Source organism: Proteiniphilum sp. LBM24028 (assembly GCF_056629195.1).
In genome coordinates, this window is the sequence record NZ_CM152817.1 from 1,312,766 (window position 1) to 1,337,478 (window position 24,713).

Here is a 24,713-nt window from a genome sequence, read left to right on the forward strand (position 1 = left end):
ATTTAAAAATATTCTACACTCTTAGAACAAGTGCAGACATCCTAAAAGTTCATACTGCGACGTTAAAGATTTCGAAGAAGTACTAAAGGGTAAAAATAAAAAACCGTGTACTCTTATATTTTCCAAAACAAATTGCGGTTTATTTCCGTTATACCAGACATCAATCGCTATTTATATTTGCAATGAAAACATTTTTTTTATCTTTTTTGCTCTTAACACTGGGCGTTCATTTTTTCTCCTCCTGCAATCAGTATAACAAACAAGGTAATGAAGCAAATCAGCGAGGTTCAGTCTCCGGTGACACCATACAAGACTTGGTGAACAACCCTGCGGCCATGGATCTACATGAAAGGCTAATGAATTCATTCAGTGATGACTGGATGGAGCGGGAATCGGATCCAGACCTTTATCCGGATTTTTATGGCGGTTCATTTATCGATAACAACGGTATTTTCGTGATTGCCATCACGGGTGACCGGAAGCGGTATAATGAAGAGTTAGCCGCCAGACTCGGGACAAACAATTTTAATGTAGAAGCAGTACAATATTCTTATAAACAGATGATGCAGGTGATGGACAAGATAGATGCTTTTCTGGTCGATACCACCATCCCGGAGAATCATCCTGTGGTTACACATTTTGCCGGAGCCTACCCTGATGTGATGGAAAACAGGGTGAAGGTAATCCTGACAGTCGTAAGCAAGGAAATCACAGACACTTTTAAAAAGGATATCTCAGATTCTCCCATCATTGTTTTTGAACAGGGAGAGATACCCGAATTGTTCTGAAACAAACGGATACCTTCCTATTCATCCTTTTATCAGGTCGCTATTGCGTGCAGAGGCATGATACCAGGTTCCGGTCTCCATATGCGTTGTCTACGCGGGCCACATTCACCCAGAATTTATTTTCAGATACGAAGGGAAGCGGAAACGCCGCTTTACTACGCGGATATGCATGTTCCCAGTCATCCGCCGCGACCTCATACTGGGGATGAGGTGCATTTACCAGCACGTTATCTTCTCTCGTATATTCGCCCCGTGATACTTCTATGATCTCTTCATGAATCTGTTTCATGGCTTCCACAAACCGATCCAGTTCTGCCAGGCTTTCACTCTCGGTGGGTTCAACCATCAGCGTGCCATGGACGGGAAAAGACAATGTGGGTGCGTGATAACCATAATCTATCAGTCGCTTTGCAATATCAGTCTCGGTGATACCCGACACCTCTTTCAGTCCCCTGCAATCGAGTATCAGTTCGTGACCTACCCTGCCGCCGGCACCGCGGTAGACAATGCCGTACGAGTCGTTCAGCCTTTCAGCCAGATAATTGGCATTAAGAATAGCGGTGGCGGTAGCCTCCTTTAACCCTTCGGCGCCCATCATACGAATGTAGGCATAGGTAATTTCCAGCACCCCGGCACTGCCGAATGCTGCAGCTGACACCGTATTCCTGCTTGTTTCAAATGTTACAGGATGACCTGGCAGAAAGGGAACCAGATGTTCCGCCACACAGATGGGCCCCACACCGGGTCCGCCTCCGCCGTGAGGAATGGCAAAAGTTTTGTGCAGATTCAGGTGGCACACGTCGGCACCAATGGTGCCGGGGTTGGTGTATCCCACCTGTGCATTCATGTTGGCTCCATCCATATAGACCTGTCCTCCGGCATCATGGATAAGCTGGCACATTTCTTTGATTTCAGTTTCAAAAATTCCGTGCGTGGAAGGATAAGTGATCATGTAAGCAGCCAGATTGTCTTTGTGTTGCGCTATCTTGCTGCGCAAATCATCCATATCTACATTTCCTTTCGTATCGGTAGCAACCGTTATCGGCGTGAAGCCGGCCTGTACGGCACTGGCAGGATTGGTGCCGTGTGCAGATGCCGGAATGAGTACCACCTTGCGATGTCCCTCACCATTGTTTTCGAGGTAGGCTCCGATGGTGATCAATCCTGTATACTCACCCGCCGCTCCAGAATTAGGCTGCAGGCTGGTAGCAGCAAAACCTGTAATCTCCGCCAACATGTCCTCCAACTCATCAATCATCTGTCTGTATCCTGCAGCCTGTTCCTCCGGAACAAAGGGATGCATGCGCTGTAAGCCGGGCAATTCCAGCGGCATCAGTTCCGATGCTGCATTCAGTTTCATCGTGCATGAACCAAGGGAGATCATGGAATGAGCCAGGGAGATGTCTTTACGTTCCAGTCGCTTGATGTATCGCATCAATTCTGTTTCCGTATGATAACTGTTAAAGGTAGGGTGTGTAAGGAAGTCCGATTTCCGGAGAAGGGACTCTTTCAATGTGATTTTCGCGGGCAAATCGTCAATCATGAACACCTTTGAGCTGCCCGCAGCCATGGCAAAAACGGCCAGTAGTTCATGCACCCTGTAGTCGTTTGTAGTCTCATCAATGCTGATACCTATTTCACCGCTGTTGAAATAGCGTAGGTTGATGGATCTCATCTCTGCATTTTCCCGGACATCCTGAGCTGAAATACCTTCGGGCAATTCTATTTTGAGGGTATCGAAGAAACTTTTGTTGAGTTGCTTGAAGCCCAACTCATTTAGTTCATCGCTCACGCGGGAAGCCACCGAATGAATGCGGCTGGCAATCTCTTTCAAGCCTTCGGGACCATGATAAACGGCATAAAAAGAGGACATAGTCGCCAGCAGCGCCTGCGCAGTACAGATGTTTGAGGTGGCTTTTTCCCGTTTGATGTGCTGTTCGCGCGTTTGCAGTGCCATACGGTAAGCTTCTTTACCGTATACATCCTTGGAAATACCGATAATGCGTCCCGGCATGGCACGCTTAAACTCTTCCCTTGTGGCAAAGAAAGCAGCGGAAGGGCCGCCGTAAAACATAGGTATGCCAAATCGCTGACTGCTTCCAAAAGCAATATCGGCCCCCCACTCGCCCGGAGGCGTAAGTAATACCAGAGCCATCAAATCGGTCGCCACAGCCACTTTACAATCCGATTCGTGTGCTTTTTTCACCAGATCCCTGTAATCTTCTACGTTTCCATCTCCATTGGGGTATTGGAGAATCATCCCAAAGCAAGGCTGTTCAAAAGTAAAGGTTTTCCAATTACCTACAATGACTTCAATTCCAGAATAATGCATTCGGGTCTGCAATACAGACAGCGTTTGCGGAAAGATTCGTTCATCCACAAACAATGCTTCCACATTGTTTTTTATCTGTTCACGGCTACGCAGTCCGTACATCATGGTTGCCGCTTCGGCGGCAGCAGTGGCCTCATCGAGGAGAGAGCTGTTTGACAATGGCAGTGCGGTCAGTTCGCTTATCACCGTCTGGAAGTTCAGTAACGCCTCCAGCCGTCCCTGTGATATTTCTGCCTGATAGGGAGTATAGGATGTGTACCAGACCGGATTTTCGAACACGTTGCGGTAGATAACCGCAGGAGTTATGGTATCATACCATCCCATTCCGATATAGGAGGCAAATACCTGATTCCGTGATGTTATTTGTGCAATTTCTTCAGCATATTCCTGCTCCGATAACGGTGCGGGAAGCGACAATGGTTCCGGTAAGCGGATATCGGCAGGAATTGTCTGGTCGATCAGCGCCTCAACAGAATTTATTCCAAGGAATTTGAGCATGGTTTCTTTCTCGGATTCCGCAATTCCCACGTGACGATTTTTAAATTGTTCCATTTTCAACATAATGAAAGATATAATTTTTTTATTGATCTTCAACTATCATCTCTCACCAACAAAAGGATTTTCAGCTTTTTCCTGTCCAATGGTGGTCGATGGCCCATGACCGGGATAGACCCGTGTTTCTGATGGCATCCTGAAAAGTTTTGTTTTTATACCTTGCACCAGCGTATTGAAATCGCCACCAGCCAAGTCTGTACGTCCTATACCCGAATGAAACAATACATCTCCGCTAAACAGGACGTTTTCACCCTTGTGATAAAAGACCAGGCTTCCGGGAGAATGTCCGGGGAGATGAATTACGTCAAGAAACTGATTACCAAAGATGATCTGATCCCCTTCGCGCAGAAACCGGCCGATATTTGGCCTGTAATTAGTGTTCACATTCGGAAGACCAAACAAATGCAGTTGCGATGGTATATCTTCCAAAAGAAATTCATCGGCCTGGTGACAGGACAAAGTCAGTCCAAACTGTGAAGCCATCATGTTGACACCAAAAAGATGATCGAAGTGTAAGTGAGTATTTATAAGGTGTTTAACTATAAAATCATGATCCAGAATATACTGGAGCAATAATTCCCATTCATCGGCATAAAAGCATGCTGCATCGATCACAATGCACTCCTTCGTCTCGTCGGAGACTACATAGGTATTAACACCCAACGGGTTGAACTCAAAAGATTTAATCTTCATAGAAAGAGAGATTGAAAGATGATATTCAGGACAAAAATAACACTTTCTTTTGGAATAATCCGGATTGGGATATAGATAAAAAGATCAACTCAGTGAGACATACACCAGTTTCTTGGTCTGAAAGAAGGGTTCGGAAAAATATTTTGAGAGTGGAATTTCATCTGCCATTCTTTTATAAGGCTGTATCTCAGCAGTCAGATCCCCACCCTTCAGACAAATAACTCCATTGGGAAGGGCATTTATCTGTTCGGTTGCAATATTTTTACGGGTTACCCTGATGAGGTCAGGCAGTGGCATGACTGCTCTGCTTACGATAAAATGAAACTTCCTTTTTTCATCTTCCACGCGGGTATGTATCACTTCTACATTAGAGAGTCCTATCTCTTTTGCCACAGCTCCGGCCACTCTGATTTTTTTTCCAATACTGTCGACTAACAGAAAATGCACATCAGGAAAAAAAATTGCCAGAGGTATTCCCGGAAATCCTCCGCCCGTACCCACGTCAATAATGCGGGTACCCGGAACAAATGAAATGTACCTTGCTATGGAGAGCGAATGAAGTATATGATGCAGGGCCAGATTACCGATATCTTTTCGGGAAATCACATTGATCTTTTCATTCCAATCGGCATACAATCCTTCGAGCGCATCAAACTGCTCTTTTTGTAACGCTGTGAGGGCCGGAAAATAGGTTTTAATATCTTTCACTGCAAACCAGCCAGTTTATGTACGATGGTATTTTCCCTCAACAGGGAACGAATTGCGGTATAGGGTATAAATACCTGTGGGGCATCCAGCTGATAAGCAGAGTATTCCCCTTTATTGTAGGTATAGATAATCCCTTTTTCATTCAGCAGAAAATTCCGGTTGGGAATGATTTCCCGGATTCCGAAGAAACCCAGTTCTTCGAGTTCAGGAATTGTTTTTACATTATTCTGATCAAGTAAAGAAGTGATAATAAGGTTTTGCATGGCAGAATCATATCCTGCATTGAAAATATCACTTTCTATTACCTGATTGCCGTTGTTTAAATTGATTACATAGTTGCGGTAAGAGCTATAAGAGGTAGCACCACCCTTATTATTCGACTGTTTTACCTGGAATGCAATAAGTCCGTACTGGTTATAGACAATCGAGTCGGACAGGCTTTCGTAATAAGAATAGAAAGTATCCCTCACTTCATGCTCGCCACCAGAAACGTCCATTCCGGGAATGAGGGCATTCAGTTCCATCATATCTTTTGCTGTTTCGCGATAGGTGCCGGCATCCGCACTGTAGTTCTTGATAAAGCTCTTCACATAGGCATCCGTAGCAATTGGAGGGGTCATTGCTTTATAGAAGGTTCCGAAAGTATGTTTCACAAAAAACTGTTGCAAGCTATCTATACTCATCCTGGAAGCGTTTGCAGGGTATACGAACTCCACACGTATGTCACAAAACGGTTTAGATTCATCACCGTCGAGATGGTATCTTTCATGCACCCTGATGGTATCGAAACCGATATTGTTTTCTGCACGAAACTTACTGCGCACCTCGCTGTTGCATGCGATGAACAGCGCAGTCAATACCGGCAGCAATAAAAATGTATTTTTCTTTATCCTCTTCATACATGCACAAATTAACGACAAAATTATACATTTTATCGGGACATCTGTCTACTTTTTACAAAATTCCACAAAAAGAGGATACATAATTTCTGTATCCTCCCCAGTAAATCATTGTTATCGTCATCCTGCTTCACGGACAAACATGCTGACAAGAAAAATCAATACGCATTTCCATCGGTATCCAGCTCTTCCATTCCCAGCTTCTTTTTTTCCAGTGCCCCCCAGGCATATATGATATAGCCAATGACCACCGGTACAAAGAGTGAAACCACTGCCATTGCAGTGAGGGTAAATTCACTCGATGAGGAGTTTTCCAGTGTGAGGGAGCTTTGCAGGTCTATGGAAGAGGGATAATAGGCTGTATTGTTGTAACCGGCAATCAGTAACAGCATGGTCACGACAATGATTGTCCCGGCACCGGTAAACCAGATACCTTTTCTGAACCGGGGACTAAAAACAGTTTTAAATGTACCATACAAGACAGCTGCGACACCCAGAATGAACAATACCAGAATCCATGGCATATCGGTGAAGTTATGCAGATACTTCATTTCCTCGAGTGAAACAACTTTGGTGACGGGATCTACAGCGTATCCTTCATCAAATAATGTCCATATCAGAAAAACAAGGAAAAACAGCAAAAAGGGTACTCCGTTGTAAAGTACAAATTTACGTGATCTCTGTTCCAGCTTTTCGTGCCTGAGCCGATTTACAAAAAAGAGACTTGCCTGTGTACGGGCCAGAAACAACACGGCAAAACCGAGTGAAAGATTACGCAGGTTGAATAGTGATTCCAGTCCGTGAAGTGGATTTTGCCACTGACTGATGATTGCTCCGGAAGTACCCAATCCGGCAATGTTTCCCTTGGCCACAGTAAACTGGGAGCCGGTGAAGAAGGTGGCTACCAGCACACCCAGCAGAAATGTACCTATCACTCCATTCAGGAAAAGAAAAGTGCGGTACACCCGGGGACCGAAAATATTGCCCGGTTTCGACTGGAACTCATAAGAAACAGCTTGCAGTACAAAGCAAAAGAGCAGAATCATCCAGGCCCAGTAAGCACCTCCAAAGCTGGTTGAATAGAACAATGGAAAAGAAGCAAAAAAGGCACCTCCAAATGTTACCAGCGTGGTAAATGTATATTCCCACTTCCTGCCAAGCACATTGACCAGCAATTTTTTTTCATCCTCCTCCCTGGAGAGGGAGCCGAGCATCGACTGTCCTCCCTGTACAAAAAGCAGAAAAACAAGCAATCCTCCCAGGAGAGACATGATAAACCACCAGTATTGTTGTAAAAAATCGTATGTAATCATCGTACTATTGTTTTTAACTGTGCAACTTCTTTTATTGTCCGGTATGATTCTCGGTCGAGAGTGATGCAGGACCCTTTTTAATCTGCTTTACCATGATGGCTATCTCGGCTGCAAGCAAACCGGTAAAAATCAGCGTAAACAGAATAAAGGTGGTTATGATGTTGCCGGCAGATACTGCCGAAGCAGAAATCTCTACGGGCAGGATATCCTGAATTGTCCAGGGCTGCCGACCCACTTCTGCAACTATCCATCCCAGCTGGGCCGCAAGAAAGGAGAGGGGAATACTCCACAAAGCCACATATTGCAGCCACCCGGTATTACTCATTTTCTTTTTGTAGAGATAATACAACACCACCATGAAGAACAATATGAAAAAAATGCCGATCATTACCATCAGGTGAAAACTGTAGTAGGTAAGCGGTACATCGGGAATCAGGTCCACACCGGTTTCAAGATATCCGTAACCAAAATGAGCATAGTTTTCCCTTAGAATTGCCTCATGACTGGCTACATCGGCAGCACGTCCTTCTTTTCTTGCAACCATGTGATCGGCAAGCGCCTGGATGGCTTTTTCTCCGCGGGCCTTACGTTCCTCAAAGGAGAGGGCCGTTGTTCCGTCGGGAAGTGTATAGCCTCCGTCAATGATGTCTTTCACTCCCGAGACAAACGCATTTTGGTCCCGGTAGGCAAGAAAAGAGAGAAGTTTGGGTATCTCCACATTGAGAATATAAGGTTTCACCTCATCGTTGTAAGCTGTTTTGTTGGGATTCAATATACCAAAAGCAGAAAGACCGGCACCTTCCCTACCCTCATATAACCCTTCCATTGCAGCCAGCTTCATTGGTTGTTTTTGTGCTACCTGATAGGCGGAACCATCACCCGTGACAGCAAGCATTACGAAGCCGACCAGCCCCACGAGTGATCCGATCCTTAAACTTTGAATGGCAAATTCGACATGTTGCTTTTTCAGGAGATACCAGGCCGAGACACCTGCCACAAAAGAGGCACCTACGGCCCAGCAGGAGAAGACCGCGTGGAGAAACTTGTTATAAGCTACCGGCGAAAGAACCACTGCCCAGAAATCGACCATTTCATTGCGTACGGTATCGGGATTGAATTCCATTCCTATGGGATATTGCATCCATGCGTTGGCAACCAGGATCCAGAAAGCAGACAGAGTGGCTCCCGTGAAGACAAGCCACGTAGAGAGCAGGTGTGTCTTTTTGCTTACCCTGTTCCAGCCAAAAAACATGATGGTGACGAAGGTGGCTTCCAGGAAGAAAGCAATAATACCTTCAATGGCAAGGGGAGCTCCAAAGATGTCTCCCACGAACCAGCTGTAATTTGACCAGTTAGTGCCAAACTGAAACTCCAGAATAATTCCTGTGGCTATACCAATGGCAAAGTTAATGCCAAAGATCTTTTGCCAGAACCTGGTTGTATGCTTCCACTTCTCTTCGCCTGTTTTTACATAGATGGTCTCCATGATGGCCATGATGAGTGCCAGGCCGATAGTAAGGGGGACAAATATCCAGTGATAGCCGGCAGTAAGCGCGAACTGCGCTCTTGCCCAATTTACAGTAGATATACTCAACATATCCATATATTATTCAGATTAAGCTTGTTAATTTCCAGGAACTTTTCTATATCCGGCATGTTTAGACCGGATAGGTCTTTCGCTGGTTTTTATAATTGTTGCTGTGATTAAAAGAAATTCAACTCAGGCCTGCCCTATTCCACCGATGGGCGGCAAAAAACCGGGATCGGCATGTAGGCGGATAGCCCCGTTTTGTTGTTCAAACTTATCAATGTTGTCTTTCAGCGCCATGAATAACCGTTTTGTGTGTTCCGGCGTAAGAATGATTCTGGATTTAACTTTTGCCTTGGGCAATCCCGGCACAATACGAATGAAATCAATGACAAACTCAGAGGTAGAATGCGAAATGACTGCCAGATTGGAATAGATGCCCTGAGCAATCTCATCACTCAACTCTATCTGAATTTCATTATCCTGATTGAATTTTTCCATTATAAACTGTGAATTTATTGTTATTTATAAATGTTATAAATAGAATATGAGCAAAGAAAATTAATTTTTCCTTATCTACAAAGGAAAAGTTCAAGATTCTTGAAATTTTTCCTTAATTTCCTTGTCGTTCTTTTCTTGGTTAATTTTTCCATTCCTTGTAAGGCAAATTCAAAGAATCGCCCACTCCTTTAAATACAATATCACCATGCACTACATTCAGTCCCTGCTTCAGATCGGAATGAGACATACAGGCTTTTTTCCAGCCGTTTTCAGCCAGTGTCATCACATATGGCAAAGTTGCATTGGTGAGGGCACGTGTTGAAGTGACCGGCACGGCACCCGGAATATTTGCCACACAATAGTGAATAATTCCATCTACCACGTAAACAGGATCGGCATGAGTAGTGGGATGCGTGGTTTCAAAACACCCTCCCTGATCGACCGAGACATCAATGATCACTGTGCCGGGAGTCATCTCTTTCAGCATTTTCCGGGTTACCAGATGAGGAGCCTTCATACCCACCTGCAGGGTAGCCCCGATAACCAGGTCGGCAGTTTTTACCAAATCGGAGATGGCATACCGGGTGGAGTAAACTGTCTCCACGTTGGCGGGCATCACTTCCGACAAATAACGAAGCCGGTTTAAGCTGATGTCCAGTATTTTCACATTGGCTCCCAGTCCTGCTGCCATTAAAGCGGCATTGGAACCCACCACACCGGCGCCGATGATGATCACACTGGCTGATTTCACACCTGGAACTCCTCCCAGTAATACACCCTTTCCACCCTGAGGCTTTTCAAGATATTTGGCTCCCTCCTGCACTGAGAGGCGCCCTGCCACCTCACTCATTGGTGTAAGCAGTGGCAAGGCTCCGTTGTGGTCTATCACAGTCTCATAGGCAATACAAACTGCACCTGTCTGCATCATCGCTTTCGTCAATTTTTCATTGGAAGCCAAATGGAAGTATGTAAATACAATCTGATTTTCCCTGATCAGCTTATATTCTCTTTCCTGCGGTTCTTTTACTTTTACGATCATATCGGCAGCCGCGTATACTTCTTCCAATGTTTCCACTATTTCAGCTCCTGCATCGATATATCGCTCATCCGGCAGATTGCTTTCAAGACCGGCATTTTTTTGTACGTATACGGTGTGACCTCTGCGGGTCATTTCATATACTCCTGCGGGAGTCATTGCCACCCTTCCCTCCTGGACTTTAATCTCTTTGGGTACTCCTATGGTCATCGTAATTAAGTTATTAGATATTGTAAACGAGCTGTATGATTATGATACAAAAATAACACAAAAAAATAAAAAAGATATTTCCGGTTAAGAAAAACATGTATCATCCTCTCCGTGATTATTTTCATATATAAACATCCTCCAGAGTATAAAGTTGAAACATTTTTTGTAGTTTGCAGATTAAATCGTATTTTTGTACGGTATTTACATTTCCGAAAATTAAAATAATTTGCACAATGGTTAGTTATAAAGAATTGGGTTTAGTAAACTCTAAGGAGTTGTTCAGAAAAGCAATTGACGGTGGCTATGCTATCCCTGCTTTTAATTTCAACAACATGGAACAATTGCAGGCTATTATCTCCGCCTGCGTGGAAACAAAGTCACCCGTAATCCTTCAGGTCTCCAGCGGTGCACGTAAGTATGCCAATCAGACCTTGCTGCGTTATATGGCGCAGGGAGCTGTTCAATATGCCAAAGAGTTGGGTTATGAAATTCCCATTGTACTTCACCTCGACCATGGCGACAGCTTCGAGTTATGCAAAGACTGTATTGAGAGCGGCTTTTCATCCGTGATGATTGACGGTTCCCATCTACCTTATGAAGAAAACATTGCCCTGACAAAGAAAGTGGTTGATTACGCTCATCAGCACGGCGTTACCGTGGAAGGTGAACTGGGCGTACTGGCCGGTATTGAAGACGATGTTCAGGCAGAACACCATACATATACCGAACCCGACGAAGTGGTCGATTTTGTTTCTCGCACAGGCGTGGATTCACTGGCCATCTCTATCGGCACCTCACACGGTGCGTTCAAGTTTACTCCGGAGCAGTGTACCCGCAATGAGGACGGCGTATTGGTACCTCCCCCCCTTCGTTTCGATATTCTGGAAGAAATTGAAAAGCGTATTCCCGGATTTCCTATCGTGCTTCATGGTTCTTCATCCGTTCCGCAGCAATATGTGGAAACCATTAACAAGTACGGTGGTAAACTGAACGATTCAATCGGTATTCCCGAAGAGCAGTTGCGCAAAGCTGCCAAATCGGCTGTATGTAAAATCAATATTGACTCCGATGGCCGCCTTGCGATGACGGCAGCTGTACGCGAAGTATTCGCGACAAAACCGGCAGAATTCGACCCCCGCAAGTACCTGGGACCTGCACGCGAAGAACTGAAAAAACTATACATGCACAAGACAGAGAAAGTACTTGGCAGTGCCGGTAAAGCATAATTATTTATCTTCATGAATTAAAAAAAGGATTGGCCATAACGGTACAATCCTTTTTTAGTACTATGATACCAGCCTTTACAGGCTCAACGCCGGTTCATTTTCGAGATCATTTGATTGAAATCAGCTTCTTTCAGTAAGTCATCCAGCGAAAGATGCATCCTGTATTGCCAGCGATGCGCAGGATTGGCTGGTATATTGATGCGTTCAATGGCCGGATTGGGGTTCCACAGCTTTTCATCGGCCGACATCCAGTCCTGCCAGGGCAATATGACCCACATTGCTGTCGATTGCAGATGCTTGACAAGAATCTCCCTGCAAATTGTTTCATTACATTCTTCCGGAGCCGTACCCTCGTGTTGCAAAATTTCGTTGTAATAGCGTTGTGTTAACGTCCTGTTTTCTGTCCACCATGCACGAAGGGGCGACATATCATGAGTTGAAGTGGTACATACAGAGAGGTATGGTAGTGAACCCAGATCGGAAAAGGTGGTTCCTGAATCTTTGGGCATACGCTGAATCTCCAGACTTAACATCTGCAGTTCATCCATAACCGAGGGCACGCAATCGGGTACCATTCCCAGATCTTCGCCACAGGCCAGCATTGATGTGGATGAAAGCAGCACGGGAAGTTTCTGCATAGCCTGCTCTCGCCAGAAGTAGTTATGCTTGTGATAATAAAAATCATTATACAGCCGGTTGAAAGCATGTTTCACATGATCATCCAGATATTGGTAGGAGAAAGTATGCTGCGCAGTGATGCGCGGATGAAATCTGTGCTGATCATGCCGGTCACGGATAAAGAGAACCTCGGTACAAAGTGAAAGTAGTCCGTCACGGATGTGTACGCTTTTTTCATCCGGAAGATCGGTAAAGAGCCGTTCAATTTTCTGCTGTGTATCACAGAATGATTTTAGTCTGAACCGTTGCCATCCCGAGATGTCCAGATAGCTGTCTTTTACCTCATCGGTATACTTACCGAATATTTCAGGCAGATAATGCTCGTGAATGAAAGGCTCCACCATTCTTTCCTCGTCAAAAGAAATACCGGCGCGGTTTATCTCCTCCACCCAGTAAGGCAATGCCGGACTGAAATATCCGATCAGACCCTGTACGGCATGGAGTGGTATCTCCCAGATGCGAAAAAAACCCAGGATATGATCGATGCGGTAGGCATCAAAATAATCAGACATTTTACGGAAACGGCTGATCCACCATGAATAACCATCCTGGGCCATTGCCTGCCAGTTATATGTGGGAAATCCCCAGTTCTGACCCAGACAGGAAAAATCATCAGGCGGTGCACCGCTCTGCGTATCCATATTGAAAAGGCCGGGTGCAGTCCAGGCATCAATGCTATTGCGGCTGATCCCGATTGGAATATCTCCTTTCAGTGCTACACCTCTCTCCCGCGCATATTCTTTTACTCCGGAGAATTGCTCGTGAAGCAGGTATTGTATAAAATACCAATAGTGAATTTCTGTCTTTGCATCCTGATTATTCTCCATCAGGTGTAGCAGAAGCTGTTCTCTAAAATTTCTAAACTCGCCCCATTCCAAAAAATCGGCGCTCTTATTCCTGTCACGCAGATAGCAATAGCAAGCGTACGGGAAAAGCCAATGACTGTTCATTTCATAGAAAGTCAAATATCCGTCAGATGACAACACCTGCTCACCTAACTCCAGAAACAACTCGCGGCTATAGCTTGCTTTCAGTTGTAAAACCTGTTCATAATTTATCTCCGGCAAGCTGTTCAACCGTGACGCCTCTGCGGCGTATAATTGGAATTTTTTCTTGTCGGTCAGAGGGAGTGCATTGCATCCCAGATAAATGGGATGAAGGGCATAAATAGAAATGGCACTGTATGGATAGGAGTCGCGCCACGTTCCGGTAGTGGTGGTATCATTCACAGGAAGCAATTGAATGAGCTGCTGCCCAGTAATCGATACCCAGTCGATCATTTTATAGAGATCGGTAAATTCACCGATACCAAAGCTTTGATTCGTCTTCAGAGAGAAAACAGGAATTGAGGTACCGGTACCTTTAAAGTTAAAGTTATGATAATGATATTGCAATCCCATTTCCACGAAGACAACATTATTTTCGTAAGCTTTTTCGGCATAAAGGATGCGGTTTCCGCCATCTTCCCAGTGAATAATTTCGCCGCTGGCTTTGTCTCTGATTATAAACTTATATTCGCATGAAGGAGGAATTTGTTTTGCATCAAGAACAATCTGCCACTCCCCCTCGTCCACATAGGATAAAGATAATGCAGTTCTTGGATTCCAATTACCCAGGGAGACACAATTTCCGGTCACACAAACCAGTTTCTCCCGGTCGGCATAGGGACAAATAACATTCAATATCACCGAATGGGCATAATATTTCTCGGTAATAGGCCCCTTCGTATGATAAGAGATGCTGTTAATAAAAACAGATGAATAGAGATAGGAGTGCCAGGGCTTGCTTTTCCAAAGATCCCATATGAAAAACTTCTTTTTGTCTTTGGTAATGTGCAATTTACGTTTTGTTCCCCATTCGCGCCGGATAATAGTTCCTCCCTCTCGAATAAAGTAGTAGTAAAATAGATCTTTCGTATCCGTCACATTCAATTCAGTGAACCAGTCATCGCCTGCACTAGAGAGGACTATTGCTTTGGATTCATCGAACTGTCCCAACTCCGGCAATGAACCACAGAGACAAACCTGCTGTCCCCGCGTGGTATAATAATTGATTTGAAATGATAGAAGAGCCATTTCGATTCTCTCGTTAAGATCATGAAAGACGATGCCCGCTATTCGATGATGTTCTGCATTAAATTATTCTTTTATCGTCGCAAATCTACAATAATTTATAAACAAAAATGATTGACCGATCTCTTTTTTTAAGGGGAATACCGTACAATCGATTACGACAGGCATTCATCCAGGTAAATATCGGACCTGTTTATTTTAGAGAAATATGAGAATCAGTAATTGTGCCGTGATGACCCTGAGAAACATGGTCAACGGATATACGGTGGCATAACTCACGGCAGGGATGTCATTGCCGGCATTCGCATTGGCATAAGACAATGCCGGAGGGTCGGTCATACTTCCAGCAATCAGGCCCATCAACGTAAAATAGTTCAGCTTACACACTTTCCGTCCGATCGTGCCGATGATTAATAGAGGAACAACGGTGATGATCACGCCATAACCAATCCATACATATCCGCCGTTGACCACTGTCTCCACAAAATTATCACCTGCCCCCAGCCCAACGCAGGCAAGGAAAATAGCGATGCCGACCTCCCTCAGCATTAGATTGGCACTCATGGTAGTGTAAGTCACCAGTTTATATTTAGGACCGAATTTACTGATCAGGATGGCCACGATAAGTGGTCCGCCCGCAAGACCCAGTTTCACGGGCTGAGGGATGCCGGGGATTATAAAAGGAATACTTCCCACCAGGACGCCCAGTGCAATACCGATAAAGAAAGAGATCAGATTGGGCTCCCTAAGTCGTTTGAGTGAATTTCCGAGAAACTTCTCGACGTTGAGGATAGATTCTTCCGATCCTACCACGGTCACGCGGTCACCCAGCTGCAGCTGCAATCTTGAATCGGCGATCAGGTCTACACCGGCACGATTGACACGAGTGATATTTATACCGAAAAGGTTTCTCAGTCGAAGACTTCCAATGGAACGTCCGTTAATAGCCGACTTCGTAATGGATATCCTTCGTGATACAAGTTGAGAATCCAGCTTGTTCCACTCTTCTTTTCCCATTTCTATTCGACGACCTATCAACGCCTCTATTACCTCGATATTCTTCAGATTGGAAACGACCAGCACCTTATCGTCTTCATTCAGGACGGTTTGCGTCTGAGGTACTACCAACTCCTGCGTACGGGCATGCAAGGCTCGCGAGATCACAAACTCCTTTTGTATGAGATGTTTAATTTCTCGTATATTTTTCCCGAAGATTGAAGGATTTTCCACCAGGAGTGAAAACATATGTGCTTCGGTCATTTTGGATTCACTTTTGTCGTCAAGTTCACTGTTCTCTCTGGCAAAATTGATACGAAAAATATACCGGAATAAAACCATGGACAGAATAATACCGACCACCCCCAGTGGGTATGCTACGGCATAGGCAGTGGCAATGGTTGGATCCACAGTTCCTGTCATATCGGTGTATGTCTGTTGTGCTGCACCCAATCCGGGAGTATTTGTGACTGCACCCGAGAGTATCCCTACCATGGTGGCGATAGGAGTACCGGAGACGACATGAATGATGTAGGTGGTTATTACTCCCATAAGAACCACTCCTGTTGCCAGCAGGTTAAGAGTGATCCCGCCCTGCTTGAATGAGGAGAAAAAGCTGGGTCCCACCTGCATACCTATCGAAAAAATAAACAGGATTAGTCCGAATTCTTTCAGGAAATGCAATACATTGTAATCGATCTTCAATCCCAGGTGTCCGAGGAATATCCCGAAAAACAAGATCCATGTAGTCCCGAGAGAGATGCCAAAAACCTTTATCTTCCCCAGCAAAAGTCCAATGGAGATTACCAGGGCAAGCACCCAAATTGAATGTGCAATGCCATTGCCGGTGATTAATTCAACTAACCAATTCATTTTCTTCAACAACCTAAAATGTACATAATTCGCCGCAAAGGTAATGTTAATAAGCCGAAATTAAAAACATTTTATAAACGTCACCGCCACCCATTGATTCATTTCCCTTACGGAGTGATAATTCCATCCGGTTTCCTCTCCTTTTTCACGGATCAATGGGATATCTTCCCTGTAAAAACCGCTCATTATAATTCGTCCGCGAGTATTTAACACGTTGTCATAAAATGGGATATCATGAAGCAGTACATTCCGGTTGATATTGGCAAAGATCACATCGAAACGTTTTTCCTTCAGCAGCATGATATCACCGAGCTGTACGCTGATATTACGGACACCGTTGAGTTGTATATTCTCACGTGCGTTGTTGCATGCCCACTCATCGATATCGATGGCAGAGACGGACCTGGCTCCTCTCATTGAAGCAAGAATAGCCAATACAGCGGTTCCACAACCCATATCCAAGACCGATTTTCCCTGCAGATCGGTAGACAGTATTTCCTGCAGGATCAAACCGGTTGTCTGGTGATGTCCGGTGCCGAATGCCATCTTGGGATCGATCGTAATGTCGTAGCGGTAAGTTTTTTCCGGCTGATGAAAGGAACTATGAATGCAACAGGCATCACCAATAACAATCGGCTGAAAATAGTGTCGTTCCCATTCTTCATTCCAGTTTTTGTCTTCCAGTTCATGGTGTTGCCAACCAATATCGGCTTTTAGTGGTAAATCTGCAATGAGTTCTGCAATTTTCACGGAAGAAAAAAGATGTGCCGGTAGATAGGCATCCAGTCCACCCGGAATTTGCACAAATGACTCAAAACCAATTGTGGCCAGCATCCCCGCCAGAATATCCTTAAGCGTTTCTGTATCGGGATCGCAAGTAAACTGCACGTGTATATATTGCATACGGTGAATTATTTTCAATTGTTATTAATCAGTTTAGACTGCAAAAGTAGACAACTTTCGCGTAATCAACCGAAAATTTACTCCCAAAAAAAGACAGCGTGAATATAGTAAAAATCTCTTTTTGCCGGCCGGCGAAATGTTTATTAATGTTACAAAACAACCTATTTCACCAAATATGATTCCCGAATTGGTTTTTTTATCCTACTTTTACCCAGCAAAAACACCGTTTTCGCGTTGTGGTTTTATCGGCATTGTTGACTTCTGATTAACCGCCGTTACGAAAACAGTCTGTCAAATATAGTCTTATGAAAATAAAAACTGGATTTATCGCTTTTATCATAGTCGCTTTTTTGTTTCACGGTTACAGTCAGGTCCAGCAACCTGAGATAAAGTCGCTGATTCAGGAAGGTGTGGCGTTGCACGATCAGGGGGAATATGAGCACGCCATTGAAAAATATCGGGATGCATTGAAACTTCAACCAAATTGCCCACAGGCTACCTATGAAATCGCTTTATCATACCTTGCAATGAAAGATTTTGAGAAAGCTTCGGAATTCAGCACGGCAGTTATCAATACAAACGACAAACAACTTTCACCCGGAGCTTATGCCGTAAAAAGTGAAGCTCTGGTGGAAATGGGTCATCTCGACGAAGCACTTGCTTTATTACATGAGGGATTAGGTAAATTTGGCGATGAATATCTCCTTCATTTTAACATGGCGGTGAACTATTATAAGAAGGACGACATGGACAAAACACTGGAACACGTAAAAAAGGCGATCGATCTGGATAAATCGCATAGTGGCGCCTTTCTTTTGTATGCCTATGCTTTGAACAACAAGGGACTTTGGGTCCAGAGCATCCTTTCCATGCAAATGTTTCTCTTGCTGGAGCCAGACAGCAACAGGTCTAAAAATGCCTATGAAGAGATGTTGCAGACTATGCGCATAAAAAAAACAGGGCCGCCGGTGGAACGCTCCTTTATTCAGCAACAGATGATGCGCAATAGCGGGATAACTTTGCTGCATCCGGAAGAGATACCGCCATTGTCTATTCAGGATGGTCTGAACCGGAACCTGGTGTACCACGCCATCACTGTCACCCTCGATTCCATACAGTCGCCCCCCGCTGCGGAAAATGAGTTTGTGCAGTTCAAGGCTGTAAACCGGGCTATCATGAAAGTGCTTCAGAAGGAAAGCCTCAAGAACGGCAAGCAAGGTATTTTCTGGACTTTTTACGTTCCTTTCTTTTCTCATATAGAACAATCCAGTTTTTACGACACTTTTTGCCGTTATATCAGTGTATCTTACTATCCCGAATCATTGGAGTGGTGGCAGCAGAACAGGAAAGCAGCAGAGAATTTTGTGGTTTGGTTTGAAAAAGGAGACAATCTCTGAGACGGATATAAAATTAATTAGATATCTTTGCGTTGCAGTCCGAATATATGGGAATGATCGACGAGGAAATATTACTGGATGAGTTACGCAACCCGCTTACAATTCGTAAAGGTTTTGCACGTCTGGTATCTGAGTACAGTGAGAGGCTTTATTGGCAGATAAGAAAAATGGTACTTTCTCACGATGATGCCAATGATATCCTGCAGGACGTTTTCATTAAAGCATGGACCAATCTCGAAAATTTCAGGGGAGAATCCAAACTTACTACCTGGCTTTACCGCATTGCCATCAATGAAAGTATCACCTTCCTGAATAAAAAACGAATTCAGAATAATATTTCCATTGATGATGACAACATATTCCTGTTGAATACCATTGAAAGCGACGAATATTTCGATGGAGACGAAGCACAAAAGTTATTGCAAAAAGCAATCCTCACTCTTCCCGACAAGCAACGTCTTGTTTTTCAAATGAAATATTTCGAAGAGATGAAATATGAGGATATGTCGGAAATCCTTGGTACTTCCGTGGGAGCACTTAAAGCATCCTATCATCATGCAGTAAAGAAAATCGAAAAGATTTTGGGTGAAACTAATTAAACCTTTTACATATCAATAAGTCTATTCATCAGTACAGCGAAAATGAGAAGGTATGGAAACAAAGATTAACAAATTAAAAGAAATAGATAAAACAAAAAATCCTTTTAAAGTACCCGATAATTATTTCGCACAATTCAATGAAGAGATAATGAGCCGACTTCCTGAAAAGGTGTATGTTGCTCCCCGACCGGTACCGCTATGGGACAAAGTAAAGCCGTGGGTTTATCTGGCGGCGATGTTCGTGGGAATTTATTTCACGGTAAACTTTCTGACACGCGATGGTGACAAAGCACAAATTACAACGGAACAGTCTGTCACCGATACCCGCTCCGACACATTCCAGCCGGTCGACAATTATTGGTCTACAGTACATATTACTGAAGAAGAATTTTATCAGTTTCTCGAAGATCAAATGGTAGACGACGGTTATTATGATTATATGTATAATCAATATTATTTAAATTAAGGATCTACCAAACTTCTTTAATAAGCTTCCCTCATGAAAAAAAGCGTTGTTTTATTATTGACTCAGTGCCTGCTCCTCTTGCATGTCGCTTCGTTACAGGCTCAGAACAGAAAAATGAACATGGCCGATTATGAAAAGAGAAAGATGGAATTTATCATGAAAGAAGCCGGACTTACAAAGGCGGAAGCCGACAAGTATTTTCCGTTGAACAGTGAACTGACACAGAAAAAATTTGAACTCCATAAACTCCACAGAGACAAGGTGCAACGGATCAAGGACAACAGTAATATTTCGGATGAAGAATACCGAAGATTGCTTGATGACGATGTGGAGGTAAAGCTCAGGGAAGCCGCACTCGACAAATTATATGCCCCCAAGTTTGAGAAAGTACTCACTCCGGAAAAGCTCTACAGGGCACAACAGGCTGAGAAAAGCTTTATCCAGAAGGAGGTGACCAATTTTAGAAGTGAGCAGGGAAATAGCCGTCGGTAATAAGACTCAAGACTGATTGATGCAGCGGATATCATAATTTTTCATACTGTTCTCATATCTCATAATGAACTCACATTAAAAGATCCTACCGGAAAACTTTCTCAATCCTGATTTAAATCGGAATCCATGTTATCAACATAATAATTTTTAAAAGTGAAACACCTCGTTACGACCCAATTGGCTTTCTGTGGTTTTGGAATATTTTTAAGTGCTCAAACTGCAGAGAAACCCAATATTATTTATATTTTGGCGGACGATCTCGGATATGGTGATACAGGATGCTATGGTCAAATAAAAATTGAGACGCCCAATATAGACAATCTTGCAAAAGGGGGAATGCTCTTCTCTCAATTTTATTCGGGAACTACAGTTTCTGCTCCCTCCCGAAGTGTCCTACTTACTGGAAAGCATACCGGACATACTTACATACGCGGTAATGATGAGTTACCGGAAAGAGGAGATGTACAGAGTCATCAGGCTATGTTTAACAATCCTTTTCTTGAGGGGCAGCGTCCGTTACCATCAGACACATACACAATTCCTGCAATGTTAAAAGATGTAGGCTACGTTACCGGATGTGTGGGTAAATGGGGACTGGGATACCCCGGGTCGAGAAGTACACCTGCGAGGATGGGATTTGATTTCTTTTATGGTTATAACTGTCAGCGACAGGCGCATACTTACTATCCTCCCTTTTTATATAAGAATGAAAACAGAGAGTATTTAAATAATAAAATCATAGAACCGGGAACTTTGTTAAGTAAAGGTTTGGATCCGCTTTCAGCAAATAGCTACAGCAAATATGTGCAGAATGATTATGCTCCTGATTTAATGTTCAGAGAACTTCTTTCATTTATAGAAAAGAATAAAAAAAATCCCTTTTTCTTATATTGGGCAACGCCTATTCCTCATGTACCACTTCAGGCACCCCAAAGATGGATTGATTATTATGTTAAAAAGTTCGGAGATGAGAAACCTTACCTGGGAAAAATGGGCTATTATCCATCAAGATACCCTAATGCAACCTATGCGGCCATGATTTCATATCTGGATGAACAAGTAGGAGCTATTATTGATTATTTAAAAGAAAACGGATTGTACAACAATACATTAATAATTTTCACAAGCGATAACGGGCCCACATTCAATGGAGGGACAGACTCTCATTATTTCCGTAGTGCCGGTCCTTTTAAGTCCGAAAGAGGATGGGGAAAAACATCATTACATGAAGGTGGAATACGTGTTCCTTTTATAGCCTCCTGGCCAAAAATAATTAAAGCGAATTCTTATACGGACCATGTTTCAGCTGCATGGGATATAATGCCTACTTTTGCAGAAATTACAGGAGCCACACTCACTGAAACTGATGGCATAAGTATTTTACCTACGCTCAAAGGAAAAAAACAAAGAGGGCATGAATACTTGTATTGGGAATTTCCTGAAAATAAAGGACAGATTGCAATTAGAGTGAATAACTGGAAAGGTCTTATACAAAATGTGAAAAATGGGAACAATAGAATGGAACTATTTGATTTGAATTCAGATCCTCAGGAGTTATATAATCTGGCAGATGAGAATCCCGATATAATTAAAAGAATGGAAAATATTATAAAAGAAGCCCATATCCGTTCTGAAATTGAAAAGTTTAGATTTCCCTTTGACAACTAAATGAAGATAACATCTCATAAAATAAGAGGAAATCAAGTGATTTGGCTTTTGAATCTGAACCTTTATGCATGAAAAGTTAAAATAAATACATATAAATATGAAGTTTAAATCGCTACTTATTTTTGTAGTCTCACTCACACTGGTCTCCTGTTCAAAAAAAAATGAATTCTCTGCAAATTTCGAAAATATCAACAACAGGATATGGATTGGAAAAGAGTTTTGGTCAATTCCACTGGAAGACTGGAAAATTGAAGATGGAAAGATGCAGTGTATCGGCTCAGTACCCCAATCGAGGGTAAATCTCCTCACTCATATATTGTCAGATGAGACCGGAGAATTTGAGGCGTCTGTGAAAGTAGGCTTAATTAAAGCAAATAATATACCTGGATCCGCGGGTCTTATCCTTGGAATATATGATGAGGAAGATGCCGATGTTAAGTCGCTCTGTTATTTTGGCAAGGGAATACCTGCGGGAATAAGTTTACAGGGATTTGCCTTTCTAAAAGACCAAAGAGCCGAACTACCCGAAAATTTTGATTTTTCTGAAGCAACAATTTCAGTATCAGGTAATGATAAACAGCTTGAAATGAAAGTTTCAGACAAAAATGGCAATGGTCCTGATTTGCTCTCATGTAAAATTGAGGGCATTCAAGGTTTAGTTGCAGTAGCCAATAACATCAATATTGACGGCAACAAAAAATCCGGTAATTCTCATTTTAGCTTTGACGATATTAAACTATCCGGTTCAAAAGTGACAGTTAAACAAGAAAATGCATTCGGTCCTATTTTATGGACCATGTATACGCTCAGTAAAGGAACTGTGAAGATGATGGCGCTCCTGCCTCCAATAGGAGTAGATGATAATCAGATAGTTAATTTACAATTAAAAAAAAATGAAACCTGGGAAACAGTTGCCTCAGAATCCTTAGAACCTGATTCCAGAACTGTCGTTTTTAAACTGGATAAATGGGATGCGGGTAGTGATGTTGCTTATCGTGTAGAATATAATGAAAAAGGGATTAACGGGAATGAAACCCCAAATTATTATGAAGGGATAATCCGGAGGGATCCAGTCGACCGTCCTTTAAAATTTGGGGGTCTTACATGTCAGAATCATATTGGATTTCCTTATACGCCTCTTGTCCAGAATCTGACTGTTTTAAATCCTGATATACTTTATTTTTCAGGGGATCAAATATATGAAGGGAACGGGGGCTATCCTATCAAACGTAAACCGGAAGATCTCTCAATAATCAATTATCTGGGAAAATACTATATGTTCGGCTGGGCATTTGGAGATTTGATGCGCAATGTCCCCACCATCTGTACGCCTGACGATCATGATGTTTTTCAGGGTAATCTTTGGGGTGAAGGAGGAATTGCCAAACCTGGAGGGTTAGCTAGTGATGATTCCGGAGGTTTCACTCAATCGGTAAAAATGGTGAATGTAGTCAACCGAACCAATTGCGGGCAGTTACCCGATCCCTATGACCCTACACCAGTTGAGCAAGGGATGAGCGTTTGGTATTCAGATCTTACTTACGGAAGGGTAAGCTTTGCCATTATCAGTGACAGGATTTTTAAAACCGGTCCTGAAAAGGTTGCAGACTGGGATGGTCGTAAAGATCATATGAAAGTGCCTCGTAATGACTTATCATTTCTAGACAAAAAAGGTGTAGAGATGATTGGCAAAAGACAAACTGATTTTTTAAACCAATGGATAACCGAATGGGAAGGTGCAGATATGAAAGTACTACTCTCGCAGACCCTGTTTGCAAATGTAGCAACGCATCACGGGAGTGTTGTAAACTATCTCTATGGCGATCTCGATTCGGGTGGATGGCCCAAGTCTGATCGCGATAAGATAATTCGTGTAATGAGAAAAGCCGCAGTATTTCATATTAACGGAGATCAGCACATACCTTCACTTGTACAATACGGCCTGAATAATTTCTGTGATGCAGGTTGGAGTTATTGCACCCCTGCCATTGCAGTTGGTTACCAACGTTGGTTTTTACCGGATGAACTGGGTATACCGGTGAATGATAGGCCCGACCATGGTTATGATAACACTGGCAAATATACAGATGCATTCGGGAACAAAAACTATGTATACGCAATCGGAAATCCTGGAAAAATTGCTGACAATTCAGATGGTCGATATAGCAAAGCATCGATGCGTTCTTCAGGATTTGGAATGATTACGTTCAATCAAAAAACACGGAGCATACATATCGATGCCTGGCGATTTAAGGCAAATGTTGAGAATCCTAATCCTGTTCGCGATCAGTTTCCCGGATGGCCATTAGAGATATCACAGTTTGATAATTTAGGATCTGGTGCAAATAATGTATTGCCCGAAATCAGAGTAAACAAATCCAATCAGGTATTACAGATATGGAATGAAAGAACCGGCGAGCTGGTTCAATCATTTAGAATCAACGGGAACACGGTGAAGAGTAAACTTCATGAACCAGGAACGTTTTCGATCAAAATTGGTGATAATGGAAAATGGCAGAGTATAAGAGGTTTGTCAACAAAAAAAGGTGAAAACAATGAAACAGTGAATCTGGAAATTCAGTAATAAATATCACAATACCATCAGCATCTCCCTTTATCGGACAAATTCGGGAACCCTTCCAAGAGGTCGGAAAGGGCTCCCGAATTTATTCACTAAAAGACTTGAAAATCCATACCACGCAGTATATGATTACTGTAGTATTGTCGGCTATTTTTTTGTTTATGCCGACTACTGGATTTATCTTAGTTCCGCTCCAACA

General features: G+C 43.2%; 19 protein-coding genes. 8 read left to right on the plus strand and 11 right to left on the minus strand.

Annotation, left to right across the window (positions count from 1 at the left end; all coding sequences use genetic code 11):
- The first annotated feature begins 182 nt into the window (after positions 1–182).
- Positions 183–788 (plus strand): hypothetical protein, encoded by a 606-nt coding sequence (locus AC1HCU_RS05195; protein ID WP_480369893.1) that lies wholly within the window; start codon positions 183–185, stop codon positions 786–788.
- 40 nt (positions 789–828) lie between these two features.
- On the opposite strand, the gene gcvP is transcribed toward AC1HCU_RS05195, so the two are convergent.
- From gcvP to ald, 8 genes are all read right to left on the minus strand, one after another.
- Positions 829–3,678, minus strand: coding sequence for an aminomethyl-transferring glycine dehydrogenase (gene gcvP, locus AC1HCU_RS05200; protein ID WP_480371068.1), 2,850 nt, complete (start codon positions 3,676–3,678; stop codon positions 829–831).
- A 39-nt stretch (positions 3,679–3,717) separates the two neighbouring features.
- Entirely contained in the window at positions 3,718–4,368 is a 651-nt protein-coding gene (locus tag AC1HCU_RS05205; protein WP_480369895.1) for an MBL fold metallo-hydrolase, read from the minus strand.
- A gap of 84 nt (positions 4,369–4,452) precedes the next feature.
- Positions 4,453–5,076 carry a 16S rRNA (guanine(527)-N(7))-methyltransferase RsmG gene (gene rsmG, locus AC1HCU_RS05210; RefSeq protein ID WP_480369899.1) on the minus strand — a complete coding sequence of 208 codons (624 nt, stop codon included), beginning with the start codon at positions 5,074–5,076 and terminating at the stop codon, positions 4,453–4,455.
- A complete protein-coding gene (locus tag AC1HCU_RS05215) occupies positions 5,073–5,975 on the minus strand; it encodes an RsiV family protein (protein ID WP_480369901.1) in 903 nt (300 codons plus the stop codon). The genes rsmG and AC1HCU_RS05215 overlap by 4 nt, the downstream gene beginning before the upstream one ends.
- 158 nt (positions 5,976–6,133) lie before the next feature.
- Complete coding sequence (locus tag AC1HCU_RS05220) at positions 6,134–7,285, minus strand: cytochrome d ubiquinol oxidase subunit II (RefSeq protein WP_480371071.1); 1,152 nt, start codon at positions 7,283–7,285, stop codon at positions 6,134–6,136.
- Between the two features lie 34 nt (positions 7,286–7,319).
- A complete protein-coding gene (locus tag AC1HCU_RS05225; protein ID WP_480369904.1) occupies positions 7,320–8,891 on the minus strand; it encodes a cytochrome ubiquinol oxidase subunit I in 1,572 nt (523 codons plus the stop codon).
- Between the two features lie 117 nt (positions 8,892–9,008).
- Complete coding sequence (locus AC1HCU_RS05230) at positions 9,009–9,317, minus strand: DUF3467 domain-containing protein (RefSeq protein ID WP_286860685.1); 309 nt, start codon at positions 9,315–9,317, stop codon at positions 9,009–9,011.
- A 139-nt stretch (positions 9,318–9,456) separates the two neighbouring features.
- A complete protein-coding gene (gene ald / locus AC1HCU_RS05235; RefSeq protein ID WP_286860687.1) occupies positions 9,457–10,563 on the minus strand; it encodes an alanine dehydrogenase in 1,107 nt (368 codons plus the stop codon).
- A gap of 233 nt (positions 10,564–10,796) precedes the next feature.
- On the opposite strand from ald, the gene AC1HCU_RS05240 reads away from it, so the two are divergent.
- Positions 10,797–11,789, plus strand: coding sequence for a class II fructose-bisphosphate aldolase (locus AC1HCU_RS05240; protein ID WP_286860689.1), 993 nt, complete (start codon positions 10,797–10,799; stop codon positions 11,787–11,789).
- Positions 11,790–11,872: 83 nt separating this feature from the next.
- Here the strand turns inward: AC1HCU_RS05240 and AC1HCU_RS05245 are convergent, their stop codons facing one another.
- From AC1HCU_RS05245 to prmA, 3 genes are all read right to left on the minus strand, one after another.
- Positions 11,873–14,542 (minus strand): 4-alpha-glucanotransferase, encoded by a 2,670-nt coding sequence (locus AC1HCU_RS05245; RefSeq protein WP_480369909.1) that lies wholly within the window; start codon positions 14,540–14,542, stop codon positions 11,873–11,875.
- Positions 14,543–14,737: 195 nt separating this feature from the next.
- A complete protein-coding gene (locus tag AC1HCU_RS05250) occupies positions 14,738–16,408 on the minus strand; it encodes a putative transporter (RefSeq protein WP_286860695.1) in 1,671 nt (556 codons plus the stop codon).
- A 60-nt stretch (positions 16,409–16,468) separates the two neighbouring features.
- Positions 16,469–17,311, minus strand: coding sequence for a 50S ribosomal protein L11 methyltransferase (gene prmA, locus AC1HCU_RS05255; protein WP_286860697.1), 843 nt, complete (start codon positions 17,309–17,311; stop codon positions 16,469–16,471).
- 305 nt (positions 17,312–17,616) lie between these two features.
- Between prmA and AC1HCU_RS05260 the strand changes: the two genes are divergently transcribed.
- The 6 genes from AC1HCU_RS05260 to AC1HCU_RS05285 all read left to right on the plus strand — a co-directional run bounded on the left by AC1HCU_RS05260 (position 17,617) and on the right by AC1HCU_RS05285 (position 24,517).
- Complete coding sequence (locus AC1HCU_RS05260) at positions 17,617–18,708, plus strand: tetratricopeptide repeat protein (RefSeq protein WP_480369913.1); 1,092 nt, start codon at positions 17,617–17,619, stop codon at positions 18,706–18,708.
- 47 nt (positions 18,709–18,755) lie between these two features.
- The gene (locus tag AC1HCU_RS05265; protein WP_286860702.1) at positions 18,756–19,307 is read left to right on the plus strand and encodes an RNA polymerase sigma factor; all 552 of its coding nucleotides are present in this window, start codon (positions 18,756–18,758) and stop codon (positions 19,305–19,307) included.
- Positions 19,308–19,359: 52 nt separating this feature from the next.
- Positions 19,360–19,773, plus strand: coding sequence for a hypothetical protein (locus AC1HCU_RS05270; RefSeq protein WP_286860704.1), 414 nt, complete (start codon positions 19,360–19,362; stop codon positions 19,771–19,773).
- A gap of 33 nt (positions 19,774–19,806) precedes the next feature.
- Complete coding sequence (locus AC1HCU_RS05275) at positions 19,807–20,265, plus strand: hypothetical protein (RefSeq protein WP_286860707.1); 459 nt, start codon at positions 19,807–19,809, stop codon at positions 20,263–20,265.
- A 153-nt stretch (positions 20,266–20,418) separates the two neighbouring features.
- Positions 20,419–21,933 (plus strand): arylsulfatase, encoded by a 1,515-nt coding sequence (locus AC1HCU_RS05280; protein WP_480369917.1) that lies wholly within the window; start codon positions 20,419–20,421, stop codon positions 21,931–21,933.
- A 97-nt stretch (positions 21,934–22,030) separates the two neighbouring features.
- Positions 22,031–24,517 (plus strand): alkaline phosphatase D family protein, encoded by a 2,487-nt coding sequence (locus AC1HCU_RS05285; RefSeq protein WP_480369920.1) that lies wholly within the window; start codon positions 22,031–22,033, stop codon positions 24,515–24,517.
- The last annotated feature ends 196 nt before the right edge of the window (positions 24,518–24,713 follow it).

Bases quoted from the DNA above. Each gene is read 5' to 3' on its own strand.
- AC1HCU_RS05285 (WP_480369920.1), top strand. From the start codon at position 22,031: ATGAAGTTTAAATCGCTACTTATTTTTGTAGTCTCACTCACACTGGTC.
- AC1HCU_RS05205 (WP_480369895.1), bottom strand. From the start codon at position 4,368: ATGAAGATTAAATCTTTTGAGTTCAACCCGTTGGGTGTTAATACCTAT.
- ald (WP_286860687.1), bottom strand. From the start codon at position 10,563: ATGACCATAGGAGTACCCAAAGAGATTAAAGTCCAGGAGGGAAGGGTG.
- AC1HCU_RS05245 (WP_480369909.1), bottom strand. From the start codon at position 14,542: ATGGCTCTTCTATCATTTCAAATCAATTATTATACCACGCGGGGACAG.
- prmA (WP_286860697.1), bottom strand. From the start codon at position 17,311: ATGCAATATATACACGTGCAGTTTACTTGCGATCCCGATACAGAAACG.
- AC1HCU_RS05215 (WP_480369901.1), bottom strand. From the start codon at position 5,975: ATGAAGAGGATAAAGAAAAATACATTTTTATTGCTGCCGGTATTGACT.
- AC1HCU_RS05275 (WP_286860707.1), top strand. From the start codon at position 19,807: ATGAAAAAAAGCGTTGTTTTATTATTGACTCAGTGCCTGCTCCTCTTG.
- AC1HCU_RS05230 (WP_286860685.1), bottom strand. From the start codon at position 9,317: ATGGAAAAATTCAATCAGGATAATGAAATTCAGATAGAGTTGAGTGAT.
- AC1HCU_RS05270 (WP_286860704.1), top strand. From the start codon at position 19,360: ATGGAAACAAAGATTAACAAATTAAAAGAAATAGATAAAACAAAAAAT.
- AC1HCU_RS05265 (WP_286860702.1), top strand. From the start codon at position 18,756: ATGGGAATGATCGACGAGGAAATATTACTGGATGAGTTACGCAACCCG.
- AC1HCU_RS05225 (WP_480369904.1), bottom strand. From the start codon at position 8,891: ATGGATATGTTGAGTATATCTACTGTAAATTGGGCAAGAGCGCAGTTC.
- AC1HCU_RS05195 (WP_480369893.1), top strand. From the start codon at position 183: ATGAAAACATTTTTTTTATCTTTTTTGCTCTTAACACTGGGCGTTCAT.
- AC1HCU_RS05240 (WP_286860689.1), top strand. From the start codon at position 10,797: ATGGTTAGTTATAAAGAATTGGGTTTAGTAAACTCTAAGGAGTTGTTC.
- AC1HCU_RS05260 (WP_480369913.1), top strand. From the start codon at position 17,617: ATGAAAATAAAAACTGGATTTATCGCTTTTATCATAGTCGCTTTTTTG.
- AC1HCU_RS05250 (WP_286860695.1), bottom strand. From the start codon at position 16,408: ATGAATTGGTTAGTTGAATTAATCACCGGCAATGGCATTGCACATTCA.